A 17,050-nucleotide genomic window follows, 5' to 3' on the forward strand; every position below is an offset into this window, starting at 1 on the left:
TCAGTCGGGGGCCGCGGCCTGCCAGGCGGTCAGGCCACCGGTGATGAAGTCGCGGTAGTAGGCGATCAGACGGGCTTTCGGGATGTTCGGGTTGGCCAGCCACCAGCGGCCCAGCTGTTCGCCCACGCCGCTGACGGCGTAGGCGAAGGCGGTGTTGGCCTCCTCGTCGCCCGCGGAGAAGTGGCCGAGCATCTCGGCGATCCGGGCGATGGTGTGTCGGCGCATCGCGACGAGCCGCTCGGACAGTTCCGCCGACAAGGCGATGCTCGGATTGAACAGCACCATCCACCGGCGTGGGTCGCGCTCGAGGAGGGAGAAGAACACCTCCCCGGCGCGCTCCATCACGATCTCGACGCTCGCACCGGCCTCGATCATGATCTCCGGTTCGCGGATGCCGGCCTCGAGCTCGCCGCGGGCCCGCCGGACGCAGGCCAGGAAGACCTCGTCCTTGCTGGCGTAGTGCGAGTAGATCACCGGCCTGGTGACGCCGGCCGCGCGGGCGACGTCCTCCATCGACGTGCCCTCGAACCCGCGCTCGGCGAACAGGCCCTCGGCCACGTCGAGCAGTTGGGCGTTGCGGGCTTCGCGGGACAACCGCGTGCGTGGCGCCGCCGCTGGTGGCTCGGCCAACGGTTGTCTCCTCTCGATTCGGGACGGGCCAACAATAGTCAGGGCAGGTGCTGCCTCGATGCGAAGCTCCACCACAGGCGGGCGAGATCGGGGCCGCTGTTGTCCACGAACGTCCCCTTCCCCGGTCCCGGCCACGCGTGCTTCATGCCGTCGACCACCACATAGTCGATGAGCGCCGGGCCGCCGTCGCGCGGCACGTAGGTGCGCTCGATGTACGTGTGCTGGCCGGGCTTCGTGACGGTCACGGTGTGATCCGGCTTGTCGTCCATCTGTCCGTCGAGGCAGCCGTTCATCGCCAGGTCGTCGATCGCGGCCCAGTGCGTCACCAGCCGGTCGGCCAGAAACGGCGGCACCGTGGTGTCGGCCGTGCCCTGGGCGATCATCACCGGCACCGGCCGGGCGTGCCGACCCATCTGCGCCCAGGCGCGCTTGGCGGTGTCGACCGGGCCGATCTCGTTGGGATTGTTGGGGTCGACCTCGTCGATGGCGTACTCGGCGCCGGCCATGGACAGCACGCTGGCGTAGACGTCGGGGTAGGTGACGCCCATGATCACCGCGAGCCCGGCGCCGGAGGACGCGCCGAGCACGTGCACCCGCGAACGGTCGCCGTGATAGGCCGTCAGCACGTTCTCGGTGATCCCGGCGATCGCGGCCGGCTCGCCGTGGCCGCGATGCTGCTGCTCGGGGTACTGCCCGTTCCAGCAGTGCAGCAGCCCGCCCTTGAGCAGAGCCTGGTCGGGGTAGACGACGATGAAGCCCTGCTCGTCGGCCAGCGGGTTCAGGTTGGTCAGGTCCTTCATCGAGTTGAGCCCGAAGCCGGTCATGGCGCACCCGTGCAGGGCGACCACGACCGGAAGCGGCTTGCCCGAGGAGTAGGCCGGTGGCAGGTGCACCTGGTAGGTGAGCACCGATCCGTCGTCCTCGGTGTACCACGCGTTGTGGTCCTCAGCGGCGGCTGCCTGGGCTGGCGCGGCCGTGCCGAACCCTAAGACGAGGCCGACGCTCGTGACCAGCGCGATCAGACCCGCCCGGCGGCTGTTCCGTCGTGTCATCGCTCCACTCCCGATCCGTGTCGCGTGTCGCTTCGGTTAACTTTACAAGGCGTCAGTTAAACTAGACAGGCCGTAACCGTCAACTGCATCTCGTCGGCGGAGGAGAACATGAGCGAACAGATCACTGTCCGGATCTCCAGCGGGGAGCTGGCCGGTGTGCGCGCGGACGGGATCGACCGCTACCTCGGCATCCCCTATGCCGCGGCGCCCGTCGGCGACCGGCGCTTCGCCGAGCCCGAGCCGGCCGCGTCGTGGTCGGGAACGCGGGACGCGACGCGGATGGGCCCCACGGCCCCGCAGAATCCGATGAGCCCGACCACGGCTCGCTATCTCGCCAACGTCATCGCTCCGGGCGACGAGTGCCTCAACGTCAACGTGTGGACGCCGGCCGGCGCCTCGGCCCGCCCGGTCATGGTCTGGATTCACGGCGGATCGTTCCGACACGGCTCGAACGCGCTCGACGGCTACGACGGCTCCGCCTTCGCTCGCGACGGCGTGGTGCTGGTGAGCGTGAACTACCGGCTGGGTGTCGAGGGTTTCTCGGTGTTGGACGACGCGCCGTTGAGCCTTGGCTATTCGGACGTCGTCGCCGCGTTGCGCTGGGTGCAGCGCGAGATCACCGCGTTCGGCGGCGACCCCGGCGCGGTGACGATCTTCGGGGAGTCCGCCGGTGGTGTCACCGTGAGCAACCTGCTGGCCGGGCCCCACGCCGGCACGCTGTTCCATCGCGTGATCGCGCAGAGCGGCATGCCGTCCGCGCAGAACCGGAAGTCGGCGGCGAAGGTGACGCGGGAAGCGGCGAAACGCCTCGGCATCCCGACCACGCGGGCTGCCTTCGCGGCCGTGCCGGTCGAACGCCTGCTGGAGGTCGACCGCGAGATGGCCCAGGGCGGGAGTGCGCTCAACGTCGGATCCGGATACTCGCCGACCATCGGCAGCGCCGACCTGCCTCGGGACCCGCAGGAGGCGGCACTGACCGGAGCGGGGGACGACATCCCGCTGCTGGTCGGCTGGACCGCCGAAGAGCATCGGCTCTTCAACGCCGACGGCGGTTTCGACCGGGTCGGTCCGCTGTTGTCCGCCCTGGTGCGTTTGCGGATGGGCGCGGGTCGCCGGGTGCGAAAGGCCTACCGCGCCGCGTATCCGGACGCCGGCAGCGGGGACCTCCTGGCCACCATGATGATCGACCGGATCCTGCGGATCCCGGTGCACCGCATCGCCGACGCACGACTGGCGCGCGGCGCCGCCTCGACCCACGTCTTCGAGTTCCAGTGGCGCAGCCCTGTCGACGGGCTGGGCGCCGCGCACGTGATGGAGCTGCCGTTCGTCTTCGACCGGCTTTCCTCGCCTGACTGGATCAAACTCGCCGGGCCGGACGCCCCGCAGCGGATCGCCGACGAGATGCACGGCGCGTGGATCCGGTTCGCTACGACAGGCGACCCCGGATGGCCGAGCTGGGACGCCGCGCGGTCGACCATGGTGTTCCGGGACCCGGTCTCCGAGGTGCAGGCCGGCCCGCGCGACGCTCAGCTGGCCGCCTGGCGGAAACGGGAGTCCGACCGGCGCGGGTGAGCTCAGGCGCCGGAACGGCTCCACGGCAATCGCCTACGACTACGCCGTCAACCTGCACGATGGCCGGGGCGTCACCGCCGGGCGTGCCGGATTCACCACCGGCGACGGCGACGTGCTCAGGGTGATCACCGCATTCACCGCCACGAATCCCGGAAACCGCTCGCGCGCTTCACTTCGGAGTTGCAGCGGCTGGCCGACGGGAACGACGACACCTCGGGCCTGCCGGAATCGAACTACGTCGCCGCCATCCAGCACGGTGTCGGAACCGACCGCGATGCTCTTCCCGCGCTGATCAGTCGGACGAACGACACCGTCGCAGGCCGGTGAACGGGCCTGGCTCGACGCCTTCTTCAAGGTCCGCATCGACGACCTTCAGCACCCCGCGAACAAGGCGACAGCGGAGGAATGGTCCAGGTCCGTCGATCGTGTCGACTGCGTTCAGCGCATCGCCGAGACCGGAAACTCGGCCTGGACAAGCCGTTGTCCGTCACCGCGTTCGGCGCCTCGTATCAGATCCAGTGAGTCGTGCTTGGCTCGATCTGGGCGTCTCCGGTCAGTGCGGGGACGTCCGCATTCCGTCGAAGACCACGTGCAGGTAGCGGTCGCTGGCGTCGCGGTCGTGGTCCAGGAGCGGTTCCGCCGCGCAGTAGACGCCGCAGGCGAGCAGGACCACATCGTGAGCGGTGAGGTCGGCGCGCAGGGTGCCGCTGTCGTGCGCGCGTTTCACGAGTGGCTTGCCGGCCTCGACCAGGCGGTCCACCTGAGCCTGGATCTCCGGCTGCGCCGAGGCGCGGGCGGCGCGTAGGAGTTCGATGAAGGCGCGGTTGGCGGCATAGCGGTCGACCTGCACCTTCATGAAGGCCAGGACGGCCCCGTCGGGGTCGAGGTCGCCGGGTAGCTGCCCGATCGCGGTGACCAGGTCGTCGACCTCGTCGGTCACGATGGCGGCCAGCAGGGTCTCCTTGGTCGGGAAGTGGCCGAAGACGGTGCCCTTGCCGATGCCGGCCCGCGCCGCGACCTGGGCCACGGAGGCGTCCGTGCCCAGCTCGGCGAACACGTCCGACGCCGCGGCCAACAGGGCTCGGCGGGTTCGCACCGCGTCCGCGCGCATCGTCCGGCCCTGGTTCGGAGTCGTTGCCATGCGGGCAGTCTACACAACTCGACCGGCCGGTCGAGTTGTGTTAGCGTCCAACTCGACCGGTCGGTCGAGATACGGTCCGGCGTCGGAGATCCCCCATCGGAGGCAGAAACCATGTCCAAGACTCTCGCGCTGATCGGCAGCGGCGCCGTCGGCGGCACGCTCGCCCGCCTGGCCGTCACGGCCGGATGGCACGTCGTGGTCAGCAACTCCCGCGGCCCACAGACCCTGGCCGACCTGGTGGCCGAACTCGGTGACCGCGCGTCGGCCGCCACCCCCGAGCAGGCCGCGGCCGCGGCGGACCTGGTGGTGGTGAGCATTCCGCTGCTGGCTCTCGGCCAGCTGCCCGCCGCCGCGCTGACCGGCAAGACCGTCATCGACGCGACCAACTACGTCCCCGACCGCGACGGCCGCATCGCCGAGCTGGACGACCTGAGCCTGACCGCGAGCGAACTGGTCCAGCGTCAGCTGCCCGACTCCCACGTGGTCAAGGCGTTCAACAACCTGATCGCCCGACACCTCGGCGAACTCCCGCGCCCGGCCGGCGCCGCGGACCGCAGCGCGCTGCCCGTCGCGGCCGACGACGACGCGGCCAAGGCCGAGGCGGTGCGACTGCTGGACGAGCTCGGCTACGACGCCGTCGACCTGGGCAAGCTGGCCGAGAGCTGGCGCAGCGAGCCGGGAACCCCGCTGTTCGTCCTCCCGTACTCGATGCCGTTCCCGGCAGGTCTGGACCTGCGGCAGGCCATGGAATTCGTGTACTCCCACACCGGCGTGCCCGCTCCGGTGGCGCGGATCGCCGAGTTGGCTTCCCTGGCGACCCGCGGCCCGGCGGGCATCGTCGAGGCCTGAGCCCTCCTCGTGGCCGGGGCTCGTCTTCGGCTATGCCGTGCACCAGCCGGGTTGATACCCCGAGGGCATCACAGGACGCGGAAGAGGTCTTGGACGGCCGGCTCGGTGGCGACGCATGCTGTGACCGGACCCGATGACCATCAGGGAGTGAATGATGAAGGTTTTTGTGACGGGCGGATCCGGCTACATCGGGCGGGCCGTGATCGTGGAGTTGGTGCGGCAGGGTCACACCGTGGAGGCGTTGGCGCGCAACGAGAAGTCGGCCAAGGCGGTGACGGAGGCCGGGGCGGCGGCGGTCCATGGTGGACTGTCCGATGTGGACGTGCTCAACCACGCGGCGGCCCGGGCCGAGGCAGTGATCCACCTCGCGCAGGCGAGCACGGCGGAGGAGGACCTGGCCGCGGCCACGGCGATGCAGGACGGCGTCGGCGCCGGCACCTACGTGCACACCGGCGGCAGCTGGGTCTACGGCGACACGGACGGCCTGCGCGACGAGACCGCGCCGTGGAACCCGCCGGCTGTGGTGGCGTGGCGCAAGGCGGTCGAGGACGCGGTGCTGGCGCGGGCGGCCGGCGGCGGCCGTCCGGTGGTTGTGCAGCCGGGGTTGCTGTACGGCGGAGACAACCGCCTGATCGACGTTTTCTTCGTGCAGCCGGGCAAGGAGACCGGGGCCGTGCCGTACATCGGCGACGGGGCCAACCGGTGGGCGCTGATCCACATCGACGACCTGGCCCCGCTCTACGTCGCCGCGTTGTCGGCGAAGGCCGGCTCGGTCTACCTCGGCGTCGGGGACGAGCACCCCACCGCCAAGGAGGTCGCCGAGGCGGCGGCACGCGGCGCCGGGCTGGACGGCAAGACCGTGTCGATCACGCTGGAGCAGGCCCGGACCGCGATGGGGCCCATCGCCGAGGCGTTCGCGCTGGACCAGCAGCTGACCTCGGCCAAGGCGCAGCGTGAGCTGGGCTGGGCGCCGCGGCACCACAACCCGCTGGCCGTGTTCGAGCAGGGCTGATTCGGCGAAAGGGACGGCATGGACGTCGATCTGCGGCGGCTCCGCTATTTCGTGGCGGTGGCCGAGGAGCGCCACTTCGGACGGGCCGCGGAGCGGCTGCACATCGCGCAGCCCGTGCTGTCCCGGCAGATTCGCGTGCTGGAGAACGAACTGCGCGCGGAGCTCTTCGTGCGTGACCGTCGCGGCACGGAGCTCACGCCGGCCGGCGAGCAGTTGCTCGTGGACGCGAAGTCCTTGCTGGGCAACGCGGCGGCGTTGGTGCGGCGGGTACGGGCGGTGGGGGAGGGCGTCTGCCGGTTCACGATCGGGTTCATGCCGGGCATCACGTTGACGCCGGTCGTGCGGCTGCTGCGGAACCGTCACCCCGGTCTGGACGTGCGGATGCTGCGCACCGGCTGGCACGACCAGGTGGAGGTGCTGCGGGACGGCCGCGTCGACGTCGGCATCGTCCGGCTGCCGATCGACCGGGCGGGCCTGGCGGTCAGCCCGCTGTACGCGGAACCGCGGGTGGTCGTGGTGGCCTCGGGCCACCGCCTGGCCGGCAAGGAGTCGATTCGGATCGGGGACCTGGCGGCCGAACACCTGCTCCAGGACCCCGACGCCGTGCCGGAATGGCGGGACGTCGCGGTCGAGTTGCGCACCGGCGAGCGCCGCCGGGTGCCGGCGATCCACAGTGTGGAGGAGAAGCTCGAACTGGTCGCCGGTGGCGAGGGGATCTCGGTGCTTCCCCGGTCCACGGCCAGTTTCTACACGAGGCCGGGGATCGAGGTGATTCCCGTCGAGGATCTGGGGCCCAACCAGGTGGCGGCGGCGTGGCCGACCGGGCGCGACACCGCCCTGGTGCGGGAGTTCGTCGAGGCCGCCACCGCGCTGCTGCCCGAGCCCCCGGACGCATGACCGCCCAATAGGTCCTTTTTGGACGGTGGGATGGGTCGGGTGAAGACCCTGGGCCGCAGCGGGATCGGCGGCGTCACACCGCGGTGCCGTCGATGATCGCGTCGATGTCGGCCGGGGTGAGGCTCGGCTGGGTGAAGGGCGGAGTTCCGGGCTGCCACGCGGCGAGCACGGTCTCGAGGTGGCGTTCCCACCCGGATCGCGGCAGTTGCCTTGCCGTGTCGAGGATGCCGGTGATCGCCCACAGCGTCACGGCGACGTCCTCGGGGGACAGGTCGCGGCGGATCAGGCCGGCGGCCTGAGCCTGCGCCACGAGTCGCGCCTGTGCCTGCCGGGAACGGTCGGTGAGCTCGTCGGAGCCGGGGAACTTCCAGCTGCGCCGGATGATTCCCGGCTGGCCGGCCAGCAGCCGGCTCACGTCCCACAGATAGCCGGTGAGCGCCGCGGGATCGCCCGAGGCGGCGTGTGTCTCAGCGAGTTCGACGGCGTCGGTGAGCAGTCGGCGAGCGAGGTCGGTGATCAGGGCGTCCTTGTTGGCGAAGTGGCGGTAGATCGTGCCCAGGCCGAGGCCGGACCGCGCCGCGACGGCCTCGATACTCACCTCTGTGCCCTCCGCGGCGAAGACTTCGCGGGCCGCCCGCAGGATGCGGTCCAGGTTCTCCAGCGCGTCGCGGCGTGGCCGTCGTGGCCGTCCCGCCGACGTCATCGGGACAGGGCGGCGACGTCGCCGAGCAGATTGGCGTTGCCGACGTTGTGCACCGGCGTGAGCTTGGCCGCGACGATCTTCCAGCCGGCGCTGGTCCGGCGGAGTCTGTGCACGCCACGGCCGTAGACGGTCCAGCTGTTGAGGTCGGGGTCCTCGCCCAGCGCGCGGTGCACGTGCAGCGCGGATTCGTAGAAGGTCACCGTCGCGTCGTCGCCGTTGACCTCGGCGATGAGGTTGGTGATCTGGTGCTGGGTCAGTTCGACCGGGCCGACGAGGTCGCGGGCGGAGGCGGCCAGCTGGTCGGCGCTGATCCGTCCGGCGGCGGCCGGGCCGTCGCCGGCGTCGTTGACCCCGCCGAAGTCGACCTCGATCTCGTCGGCGAGCAGGGCCCGGTAGGCCTCGAAGTCGTTCGCGTCCGCGGTCGTGAAGTGCCGCAGGACGGTCTGCGTCACGTCCACCACGTCCTGCGCTGAGCCGGTCATGGTCGTTCTCCTCGATCGGACGGTTATCCGGAAAAACGTTTCCGGATAACCGTGATGGTACGACTCGCCGCCGCCGCGTGCCACCGCTGCGTCGAGGCTCACACCAGGATCTCCTCGTCGCCGGCTTCCGGATCACGCATGAGCTCCAGGCGTGTCGACAGCGGCCGTCCTCGCATTCCGAGGCGACGTGGTGTGGCACGGGATATCGCCGAATTGCCTTGCGAGGGAAGGGGCGCACAAGTGTCGACGGCGTCTTCTCGCCACTGCGGCACGGGCCGCACCACCTCTGGTCATGCGCACGGCCGCGTAGGCTGGCTCGCGGAGGGTGGCGGCAGAAAGGTGGCTGCCATGTCGATGGATGGACGCAGATGGCAGGTGCTGGCCGCGATCATGGGCACGGCAGGCCTGATCAACGCGGTCGACACGGCACGTCGGGTGTGCGACTACAGCGCTCGGCGCGTCGGCGCGGCAGACGCCGCGATCAGCCTGATGTCGTCAAGCACCGTGGTCCACGTGGTGGCCACTGTCGGCGACCACGACGGCGTTCTGCCGGACACCCAGTTCGCCCTGGGAGAGGGGCCGTGCCTGGAGGCCTATCGCGGCTGCCAGGTGGTGGCCGTGGCTGACCTTGAGCAGGTGGATCCGTTGCGCTGGCCCGGGTTCTGCGCCATGGCCCTGGAGGCCGGTATCCGGTCGGTCCTCTCGATACCGTTGCAGGCCGGCGGATCGGCCATCGGCAGCCTGGATCTGACCTGGGACAGCCCGGCTGCGCTGCCCGACGACGCGCTGGCCGACCTGCTGCTGGCCGCCGACGTGGCGACCAAGGCGATTCTGCTGCTGCAGTCCAGTCCGGACGGACAGGACCAGCTGACCAGGCTTCTCGGCGAGGTCGGTCGCGAGACGATGGTGGTGCACCAGGCCACCGGTTTCCTGTCCTCGCAACTGGACATCACGCCGGAGGACGCGTTGGCGCGGCTGCGCGCCCACGCGCTGGCCAATGGTGGGTCGTTGTACCAGCTCGCCCGCGAAATAGTGGCGGGCACCGTGAGGTTGGAGCTATGAACCAGACGTCCGAGCCAGCCGATCATCTGGCCGACAGCGAACTCGGTCGCTCGGCGTTGTTGGCCCGTGCGTTGGTCGCACTGACCAACACGCTGGTCCGCCAGTTCGACGTCGTCGAGTTCCTGCACAAACTCACCAGCTACGCCGTGCTGCTGGCCGGGGCGAACGCGGCCGGGGTGGTGCTGGCGGACACCTACGGCGACCTGCACGTGATCGCGTCCTCGACCGAGCAGACCCGGCTGCTGGAACTGTTCGAGGTCCAGGGCAGCCAAGGACCGTGCCTGGACGCCTATCGGTCCGCGGATGCTGTGCAGGCCAGCGGGGCCGCGGCGGCCGAGCGGTGGCCGCAGTTCGCTCCCGCGGTGTTCCAGCTCGGTTTCCAGACGATGGCCGCGGTGCCGCTGGCGCTGGAAGACGAGAGCATCGGGGCGCTGAACCTGTTCCACGCCAGCGAAGAGCCTTTCACTGACGGCGAGATGTTCACCGCGCGCGCCATGGCCGACGTCGCCTCGGTCGGCCTGTTGCAGGAACGAGCCATGCGCGAGTCACGGATGCTCAGCGCGCAACTCCAGCACGCGTTGACCTCACGGATCGACATCGAGCACGCCAAAGGCGTCATCGCGCACCAGACGGGTCTCACGCCCGACGAGGCCTTCGACCTGATCCGCCAGTACGCCAGCCGCGCCGGACGATGGCTGGTCGACGTCGCGCACGACCTCGTGGTCAAACGCCTCACTGCCGCGGATATCACCCCACCGGGGGCGGGGCATGATCGTGTCCGCTGATTCCTGACGACAGCTCATGTCCGGTGGCGGGATGACCGGGCCGTCGCCGATCGGCGGTTCTGCGCCATGGTCGCTTTCTGGCCACCGCGGAGGTTCGCTGTCCCGCCGGGCGACGGGCTAGATTGGCTGCCGCGCAAAGGCCGTCATGTCCTTGGGGACCGCATTGCGCACACACCTGCGGAGGGTGACCGACGATCATGCCGTCGCTGTACGGGTGGGGTGTGCATTCTCAAAGTCGGGCCTTCCTCAATAATCGGGATGTGCGTGTGCTTCTGGTTGAGGACGAGCTCGCGCTCGCCACGGTCATCCTCCGAGGCCTGCGGGAGGCCGGCCACGCCGTCGACCACGCCGACAATCTGGCCGAGGCCGACGAGCTCTGCGCGTACACCTCCTACGCCCTCGTCGTGCTCGACCTCGGTCTGCCCGACGGCGACGGCATCGTCCTGTGCCGGCGGCTCGCCGACGAGGGCGTGGCCCGCGTGCTCCTGCTGACCTGTAGGGACTCCCTGGCCGATCGGGTGCGGGGCCTGGACAGCGGGGCCAGCGACTACCTGACCAAACCGTTCGACCTGCCCGAACTGACCGCCAGGGTGCGCGCACTGCTGCGAAGACCGGTGACGGTGGGCGGCTCGGTGCTGGAGGCCGGCGAGGTGCGGCTGGACCTGGCGGCGCGTCGGGTGTGGCGGGACGGCGTGCTGATACCGCTGACGCCAAGGGAGTTCTCCCTGCTCGAATACCTCATGCACCGGTTGGGCACGGCGGTGCCCCGCGCCGAGTTGCTCGAGCAGGTATGGGACATGAACTACGACGGCCTGTCGAACGTCGTGGACGTTCATGTCGCGAACCTGCGTCGGAAGTTGTCCCTGTCGACCGCCCGGTTGCGACTGGAGACCCTTCGAGGCATTGGCTACCGGTTGCATGTATAGCCGTGGTGGACGGGTCGCGTTGCGGCGGTTGCAGGTGCGGCTCACCTCGTTGGCCGGGGCGGCTGTCGTCGCACTGGTCATTCCGTTCGCCTGGGTTGTCGCGGACGCCCGAACGGCGAACATGTACGCCGGCGAGCGGGACAGCGCCATCCGCTGGGTCGCCGAGACAGCAGCCCGACAGGACCTCGACTCCGGACTGCAGCAGGCGAACACCTGGCTGATCGACGACGATGACGACGCGACGTCGCTGGGCCCGTACGACTTCGAGCCGTCCACCGACTCGCTCGCGTCCAGTGCGAGAGCCGCCGGCCTGGTGGTCGTCGACCACCGCGAGAACGAGGCGCACTTTCTGGCGGTTGCCCAAGCGCTGCCCGCCGGCCGCGTGCTGGTGGGCGCCTGGGCGCTCGCCACCGCCGACGCGGCGGTCCACCGGGGCGTGTGGATCACCGTTGGCGTCGCGGCCGCGGTGGTGATCGGGCTTGTCGCGATGGTCTGGCTGATGACCGGTGCGGCGCTGCGGCCGATGCGGCGGGCCCAGGTGCTACAGCAGGACTTTCTCGCGCACGCCGCCCACGAGCTGCGCACCCCGCTCGCGGTCGTCCAGTCGGCGGCCAGCCATGCGCTGGTGCGGCCACGGACGGCGGAGGACTATGCGGCGTCGCTGGCCGAGATCCGCTCGGCGGTGGAGGGCGCCAGCCGCGGCGTCGCGCAGTTTCTCGACCTCGCCAGGTTCGACACCGGGACGGTGGAGCTGGACCGGGTTCCGGTGCGGCTGGACCTGCTCGCCGAGGAGATCGTGGCCACCTGGGCGGCCGCCGGGTCCAAGGTCGCGCTGTCCCCCGTCGAGCCGGTCGTGGTGGACGCCAACGACGACCTGCTGCGGCAGGCCCTGGACAACCTGGTCCGCAACGCGGCGCCGCGGGCCGAGACGGTGACGGTCGGGGTCGTCTGCCAGGACGGCCAGGCGACCGTCACCGTGTCCGACGACGGTCCGGGCTTCGAGCCCGACTTCCTGCCGCGTGCCTTCGAGCGGTTCGCCCGGACGGCCAGCGGCGACCGCGGCATCGGTCTGGCCCTGGTGAAGACGATCGTGAATCTGCACGGCGGACAGGTCGAGGCGGCCAACCGGCCGACGGGCGGCGCCGAGTTGCGGGTGACGCTGCCGTGGAGCGTGGCGTGAGCACGCCACTGTGCCGGGTGGCCACCGGGTCGGGAGGCGGGTCGTCTTCATGGACCGTTCATGGAGGTCCGGCCAGGCTGTGATCAACCGCTGAAACCTCACCGAAGAGGAAGGTGCACTGTGCTCGTGGCGAAACTGACCGCGGAGCGACTCGGCCGACTGAAGGTCTCCTATGTCGTTCGCCGGACGGACCTGTCCGGCGTGACCGGCCTCCTGCCCGGCCACCGGCCGTCGGCCGGCGACATCGTGCTGGCCCGAGTGGAGCTGGTCGGCCAGCACAAGGCGCTTGAACAGCCCGATGGACGGCGGAACACCCTGTATCCGGGGGATGAGGTGCTGGTGGCGTACGGTCACCGATACGCGCCCGACCAGTTCGAGGCCGTCGTCCCGGAGGACTTGGGGAACTGCCATCTCGCCGCCGCGGGCGGGCTGGCCGCACGGGTGCTCACGCGGCACGCCGCGATCGGTGAGCCGACCTGTCTCGAGCCGCTCGGCCTGCTGGCCGGGCCGGCGGGTGGCGTGGTGAACCTGCGCGCACAGGCGCTCGCGCCCCTCCCCGAGGCGTCCCGGCGGCCGCCCACGCTGGCGGTGGTCGGCACGTCGATGAACGCGGGGAAGACCACCACCGCCGCCGCCTTGATCCACGGGCTCACCAGGGCGGGGCTCGCGGTGGGCGCGGCGAAGGTCACCGGCACCGGCGCGGGCGGCGACGTGTGGCAGATGCACGACAGCGGCGCGATCCGGGCACTGGACTTCACTGACGCCGGTTACCCGAGCACGTGCGGGCTCAACACTGGCGAACTGCTGGACGTCGTCACACTGCTGCGCGGCCACCTGCTCGCCGCCGGCGCGGAGGCGATCGTATTCGAGGTCGCCGACGGCGTGCTCCAGCGGGAGACGAGTCTGCTGCTCAACTCGCCGGAATTCGTGTGTGGCCTGGACGGTGTGCTGTTCGCCGCTGGTGACGCGATGGGCGCGGTCGCCGGGGTGCGCATGCTGCACGAGATCGGAGTGCCGATGCTGGCGGTGACCGGTCGCCTGATGGCGTCGCCGCTGGCGGCCCGGGAGGCGGCCGCGCACCTGGGCCTGCCGACACGCTCGGTGAGCGAACTCGCGGACCCGGCGGTCGCCACCAAGCTGATCGCGGAGTTGCCGATCACTGCGGCGGCGTGAGCCTGCCTCGTCCGCTGGGCGGCTCCCGGCGGCGGCCGTTCGCGCTGCTGGTGGCGATCGGTGTCGGGGAGTCCGGCTGCGGTGTGCTGTTCGCGCTGTTGGTGCACACCGCAGTCGACCGGCTGACCCATGGCGGGCACCGCGGTGGCGCGTTCGACCCGTTCGCCGGATTCTCCACGGCCGAAGTCGGCGTGGGCTTGCTGCTGGCGATGGCGGCGACGGCGGGGCTGCGCGCGGTGGGCCGCCCGGTGGCCGAAAGGCTCGCCCAGGACTACGTGCACTGCCTTCGCCTGGCGATGTTCGACCACGTCGCCGCCTCCGCCGTGCGCGACCGGCGGCGGCGCTCGATCGGCGTGACCGTGTTGCGCATGACCGGTGACGCCAACGGCCTGCGGATGTGGATCAGTCGAGGGCTGGCCGCCGTCGTGGTGGGCGGGTCCGCGGTGGTGGGCGCGGTCGGCGCGCTGGTCGTGATCTCTCCGGTGTTGGGGGCGGCCGCGGTCGTGCTGGTCGCGCTCGTGGTCGGCGTCGTGTGTGTGATCGGTCCGCACCTGCAGGAGCTCGTCCGGCAGGTGCGCCGGCGCCGGGGAAGGTTGAACACCCGCGTCAACGAGCGGATCACGCAGGCATTGGTGGTGCAGGCGATGGGCGACGTGGCCGGGGAACGCGGCCGGCTGGCCCGGGACAGTGCGCTGCTGCGCAAGGCGATGGTGCGACGGGCTCGGTTGGACGGCGTCCTGTTGGCGGTCGTCGAGTTGGCCCGGTCGGGCCTGGTGGTGACGGCCGTCGCGGCGGGGCTGCTCGGCGGCCAGAGTCCGGGCGCGGTCGGCGCCGCGCTCACCGTGGTGCACCTGCTGGGCTCCCCGCTGCTGGACCTGGCCGAGGCGGTGCGGTACCGACAGGAGGCGCTGGTGGCGCGACAGCGGATCGGTGAGATGTTCACCGTCCCGGCCCGGCTGGCCGCGCCGGGTGGCGCCGGCCCGGTGGCGCCCGGCCCCGGTCGGCTGGAGCTGGACGAGATCGGAGTGGACGGTGTGTTCTCGGCGGCCACCGCGATCGTCGAGGCGGGGCAGCGTGTCGCCCTGCACGGCGCACCGGGCTCGGGCAAGGCGACCTTGCTCGCGGTGATCGCGCGGCTGTTGCCGCCCGATGCCGGCGCCGTGCGGCTGGACGGCCAGGATCTCGCGCAGGTCGACCAGGACAGCGCTCGGCGGGCCGTTCGTCTGGTCAGTGCCGAGCTGCCGTTGCTGCGCGGCACGGTGGCGCAGAACCTCACCTATGGCGGGGCCGACCCCGAGGTGGTCGACGAGGTGTCCGAGCTGTGCGGGCTGGATGCGCTGATGCGCTCGTTGCCCCGCGGCGGGCAGACCAGGGTCGGCGAGTTCGGGCAGGGACTGTCCCGGGGCCAGCGTCGGCAGCTCGCGCTGGCCAGGGCGCTGGTCAGCAGGCCGCGGGTGCTGCTGCTCGGCGACGTCGACGAAGGCCTCGACGACGTCACACGGTCGCTGACGCGCAGGCTGGTCGCCGAGTACCCGGGCACGGTTGTGCTGGTGACGAGGGACCCGGCGTTGCTGGCCCGGGTGGACGCGGTGTGGTGGCTGCGTGGTGGCGGGCTGTCGATCACCGGCCGCGAGCCGCGCGCCGCCTTCGACATGGAGGAGGGAACCAAGAATGATCTTGCGGCCGGCCACGGCGGATGACGTGCACGAGATCCTGCGGATGCGCCGTGAGGTGGCGGAGTGGATCCGCACGGCGAAGCACTCCGACCAGTGGTCCCGCCGGCGAAGCCTGGCCGCGTTGCGGCGGCGGCTGGCCCGCTGGGTCGAGGCCGGCGAGACCTGGATGGTGGACGACGACGGATCGCCGGTCGGGACGATGACCGTCAACTCGTTCACCGGCAAGAGGTTGTGGGCCCCGGAGGAGACCGACAGCGCGCTGTTCTGCCACAGCATGATGACGGACCGCTCGCTTGCCGGCCAGGGCATCGGCGTGGAGCTGCTCGACTTCGCCTGCCAACTCGCCCAGCGCCGGGGCAAGCCGTGGCTGCGCATCGACGCTTGGACGACCAACACCTCGCTGCACCGCTACTACCTGCGACACGGTTTCCGGCACGTCCGCACCATGCCCGAGCGGCGGACCGGCTCCGCCGCGCTGTTCGAGCGGCCATCCGAGGTCCGCACCGGAACCGGGATGTTCACCCTCGACTCGTGGGTCGCAGGCTGAGCGCCGGACGGTCAGCTGGCCCGGCCGCGCAGCACGTGGAGCAGGGCGACGATCGTGGCTCGTGTCCCGGGCGGCAGTGTCGCCGCCGGGGACGTGCCCGGTGCGTCGAGCGGTATACGGACCCGTAGCGCGCCGGGCAGGCTCCGGAAATGCAGCGGAGGCGCGAACCGCATCGCCTCGCCGTCGACGCTCGCCTCGATCGGGGATCGCCCGGAGCCCACCGTGAACTCCGGCGCCGACCACGACCGGTAGCCGGGGAAACGTGAGATCCGGCCGGCCAGCTCGGCCGAGATCAGCGCCGGCACCTCGGCGGCCTGGTTCACCGTCACAGTGACGATGCCGAGGGTTCCGGCGTCAAGGCGTGCCCGGGTGCCGAATCCGCTCAGGTGCTCGAGTCGGTACGGGTCGTTGGAGACGAGCAGCACATCGGCCGATTCGCGACGGGTTCCGTCGGGCAGGGCGAATCGCAGGTCCGGGCGTTGCGCGTTCGGGCCGAGCAGATCGGGCAGTTGCCGGACCACCGTCGCCGCCTTGGCGTCGCGGTAGGCGGGCGACTGGACAACGGTCGCGTAGATCCCGAGCGAGACGTTGTTGACGAAGACCCGCCCGTTGAGCTCGGCCAGGTCGACGCGCCGTTCGACGGCGTCGCCGAACGCGGCGAGTGCCGCGGGCACGTCGTCGCGGTCCAGCCCGAGGTCGAGCGCGAAGTGGTTGCGGGTGCCCGCCGGGACACAGACGAACGCCACACCGTGCTGGCGGGCCACGTCGGCGACCAATGCCTGGGATCCGTCGCCACCGGCCATCCCGAGCACGTCCGCACCGTTCGCGACCGCTTGTTCGGCCAGCGTCCGCAGGTCGTCGCCTGGCCGCAGTTCGATGGGCTCGACCCCGAGGGCGCGGGCCTTGTCGGCCAGGCCGAACCGGGTGGCCTTCCCGGCGCCGGAGCGCGGATTCGTCAGCAGGACGCCGTGACGCGCCGGCCCGGTCCGGCTGGCGGCACTGGCGGGTGCGTGCCCCAATGCCGCCCTGGCCGCGCCCGCGGACAACACGACCAGGGCGGCCGACACCAGGAACCACAGGTACGCACGCAGATCCGGCATGGCCGCGGTGGCGGTCAGTGCGAGCACGGCGATCACGGCGGCCGGAATGCGGCGCCATCCCCGGCGGACCAGTGCCGCCCACGCGGCCGCGACCGCGCAGCCGACGAGCAGGACGGCGGCGATCAACTCGAGCGGATCCCGCAGCAGCAAGAAAACCGTGAGGACGAGTGGCGCGGCGCCGGTGGCCAGCGCGGCGAGCGCGAAGACCCGCCGTGCCGTAGGGGAGCGAACTGCATGCCAGGTCATCACCATCACCCTCCTGC

The 17,050-nt window shown here is 71.0% G+C and carries 18 protein-coding genes; 12 read left to right on the forward strand and 6 right to left on the reverse strand.

Annotated elements, in window-relative coordinates; all coding sequences use genetic code 11:
* Both JJ691_RS09310 and JJ691_RS09315 read right to left on the reverse strand, forming a co-directional pair.
* On the reverse strand, window positions 1-630 hold the full coding sequence (locus JJ691_RS09310) for a TetR/AcrR family transcriptional regulator (protein WP_211768371.1): 630 nt from the start codon (window positions 628-630) through the stop codon (window positions 1-3).
* A gap of 38 nt (window positions 631-668) precedes the next feature.
* A complete protein-coding gene (locus tag JJ691_RS09315) occupies window positions 669-1,682 on the reverse strand; it encodes an extracellular catalytic domain type 1 short-chain-length polyhydroxyalkanoate depolymerase (RefSeq protein ID WP_211768372.1) in 1,014 nt (337 codons plus the stop codon).
* A gap of 108 nt (window positions 1,683-1,790) precedes the next feature.
* Between JJ691_RS09315 and JJ691_RS09320 the strand changes: the two genes are divergently transcribed.
* Complete coding sequence (locus JJ691_RS09320; protein WP_211768373.1) at window positions 1,791-3,254, forward strand: carboxylesterase/lipase family protein; 1,464 nt, start codon at window positions 1,791-1,793, stop codon at window positions 3,252-3,254.
* 52 nt (window positions 3,255-3,306) lie between these two features.
* Window positions 3,307-3,546, forward strand: a complete 240-nt coding sequence (locus tag JJ691_RS53280; protein WP_442912768.1) for a chitosanase — start codon at window positions 3,307-3,309, stop codon at window positions 3,544-3,546.
* Window positions 3,547-3,807: 261 nt separating this feature from the next.
* Here the strand turns inward: JJ691_RS53280 and JJ691_RS09330 are convergent, their stop codons facing one another.
* Window positions 3,808-4,395, reverse strand: coding sequence for a TetR/AcrR family transcriptional regulator (locus JJ691_RS09330; RefSeq protein WP_211768375.1), 588 nt, complete (start codon window positions 4,393-4,395; stop codon window positions 3,808-3,810).
* 111 nt (window positions 4,396-4,506) lie between these two features.
* Here JJ691_RS09330 and JJ691_RS09335 point away from each other — a divergent pair, with 111 nt between their 5' ends.
* The 3 genes from JJ691_RS09335 to JJ691_RS09345 all read left to right on the forward strand — a co-directional run bounded on the left by JJ691_RS09335 (window position 4,507) and on the right by JJ691_RS09345 (window position 7,153).
* Entirely contained in the window at window positions 4,507-5,244 is a 738-nt protein-coding gene (locus JJ691_RS09335; RefSeq protein WP_211768376.1) for an NADPH-dependent F420 reductase, read from the forward strand.
* 154 nt (window positions 5,245-5,398) lie between these two features.
* The gene (locus JJ691_RS09340; protein WP_211768377.1) at window positions 5,399-6,256 is read left to right on the forward strand and encodes an NAD-dependent epimerase/dehydratase family protein; all 858 of its coding nucleotides are present in this window, start codon (window positions 5,399-5,401) and stop codon (window positions 6,254-6,256) included.
* 18 nt (window positions 6,257-6,274) lie between these two features.
* A complete protein-coding gene (locus JJ691_RS09345) occupies window positions 6,275-7,153 on the forward strand; it encodes a LysR family transcriptional regulator (RefSeq protein WP_211768378.1) in 879 nt (292 codons plus the stop codon).
* Window positions 7,154-7,226: 73 nt separating this feature from the next.
* On the opposite strand, the gene JJ691_RS09350 is transcribed toward JJ691_RS09345, so the two are convergent.
* Together JJ691_RS09350 and JJ691_RS09355 are read right to left on the reverse strand one after the other, a co-directional pair.
* The gene (locus tag JJ691_RS09350; RefSeq protein WP_211768379.1) at window positions 7,227-7,856 is read right to left on the reverse strand and encodes a TetR/AcrR family transcriptional regulator; all 630 of its coding nucleotides are present in this window, start codon (window positions 7,854-7,856) and stop codon (window positions 7,227-7,229) included.
* Entirely contained in the window at window positions 7,853-8,338 is a 486-nt protein-coding gene (locus JJ691_RS09355; RefSeq protein ID WP_211768380.1) for a nuclear transport factor 2 family protein, read from the reverse strand. The genes JJ691_RS09350 and JJ691_RS09355 overlap by 4 nt, the downstream gene beginning before the upstream one ends.
* Window positions 8,339-8,686: 348 nt before the next feature.
* On the opposite strand from JJ691_RS09355, the gene JJ691_RS09360 reads away from it, so the two are divergent.
* From JJ691_RS09360 to JJ691_RS09390, 7 genes are all read left to right on the forward strand, one after another.
* Window positions 8,687-9,400, forward strand: a complete 714-nt coding sequence (locus tag JJ691_RS09360) for a GAF and ANTAR domain-containing protein (protein WP_211768381.1) — start codon at window positions 8,687-8,689, stop codon at window positions 9,398-9,400.
* On the forward strand, window positions 9,397-10,185 hold the full coding sequence (locus tag JJ691_RS09365) for a GAF and ANTAR domain-containing protein (protein ID WP_211768382.1): 789 nt from the start codon (window positions 9,397-9,399) through the stop codon (window positions 10,183-10,185). The genes JJ691_RS09360 and JJ691_RS09365 overlap by 4 nt, the downstream gene beginning before the upstream one ends.
* Window positions 10,186-10,445: 260 nt before the next feature.
* Window positions 10,446-11,111, forward strand: coding sequence for a winged helix-turn-helix domain-containing protein (locus JJ691_RS09370; protein WP_211768383.1), 666 nt, complete (start codon window positions 10,446-10,448; stop codon window positions 11,109-11,111).
* Between the two features lie 19 nt (window positions 11,112-11,130).
* Window positions 11,131-12,291, forward strand: a complete 1,161-nt coding sequence (locus tag JJ691_RS09375) for a sensor histidine kinase (RefSeq protein ID WP_211768384.1) — start codon at window positions 11,131-11,133, stop codon at window positions 12,289-12,291.
* Window positions 12,292-12,417: 126 nt separating this feature from the next.
* Window positions 12,418-13,464: a DUF1611 domain-containing protein gene (locus JJ691_RS09380; RefSeq protein WP_211768385.1), complete on the forward strand. Its 1,047-nt coding sequence runs from the start codon at window positions 12,418-12,420 to the stop codon at window positions 13,462-13,464.
* Window positions 13,461-15,164: an ATP-binding cassette domain-containing protein gene (locus JJ691_RS09385; protein WP_211768386.1), complete on the forward strand. Its 1,704-nt coding sequence runs from the start codon at window positions 13,461-13,463 to the stop codon at window positions 15,162-15,164. The genes JJ691_RS09380 and JJ691_RS09385 overlap by 4 nt, the downstream gene beginning before the upstream one ends.
* Window positions 15,136-15,687, forward strand: coding sequence for a GNAT family N-acetyltransferase (locus tag JJ691_RS09390; RefSeq protein ID WP_211768387.1), 552 nt, complete (start codon window positions 15,136-15,138; stop codon window positions 15,685-15,687). Before JJ691_RS09385 ends, JJ691_RS09390 begins: the two co-directional genes overlap by 29 nt.
* Window positions 15,688-15,698: 11 nt before the next feature.
* On the opposite strand, the gene JJ691_RS09395 is transcribed toward JJ691_RS09390, so the two are convergent.
* Window positions 15,699-17,033, reverse strand: a complete 1,335-nt coding sequence (locus tag JJ691_RS09395) for a diacylglycerol/lipid kinase family protein (RefSeq protein WP_249227791.1) — start codon at window positions 17,031-17,033, stop codon at window positions 15,699-15,701.
* Window positions 17,034-17,050 lie beyond the last annotated feature (17 nt).

The organism is Kutzneria sp. CA-103260 (assembly GCF_018263855.1).
Lineage (GTDB): Bacteria > Actinomycetota > Actinomycetes > Mycobacteriales > Pseudonocardiaceae > Kutzneria.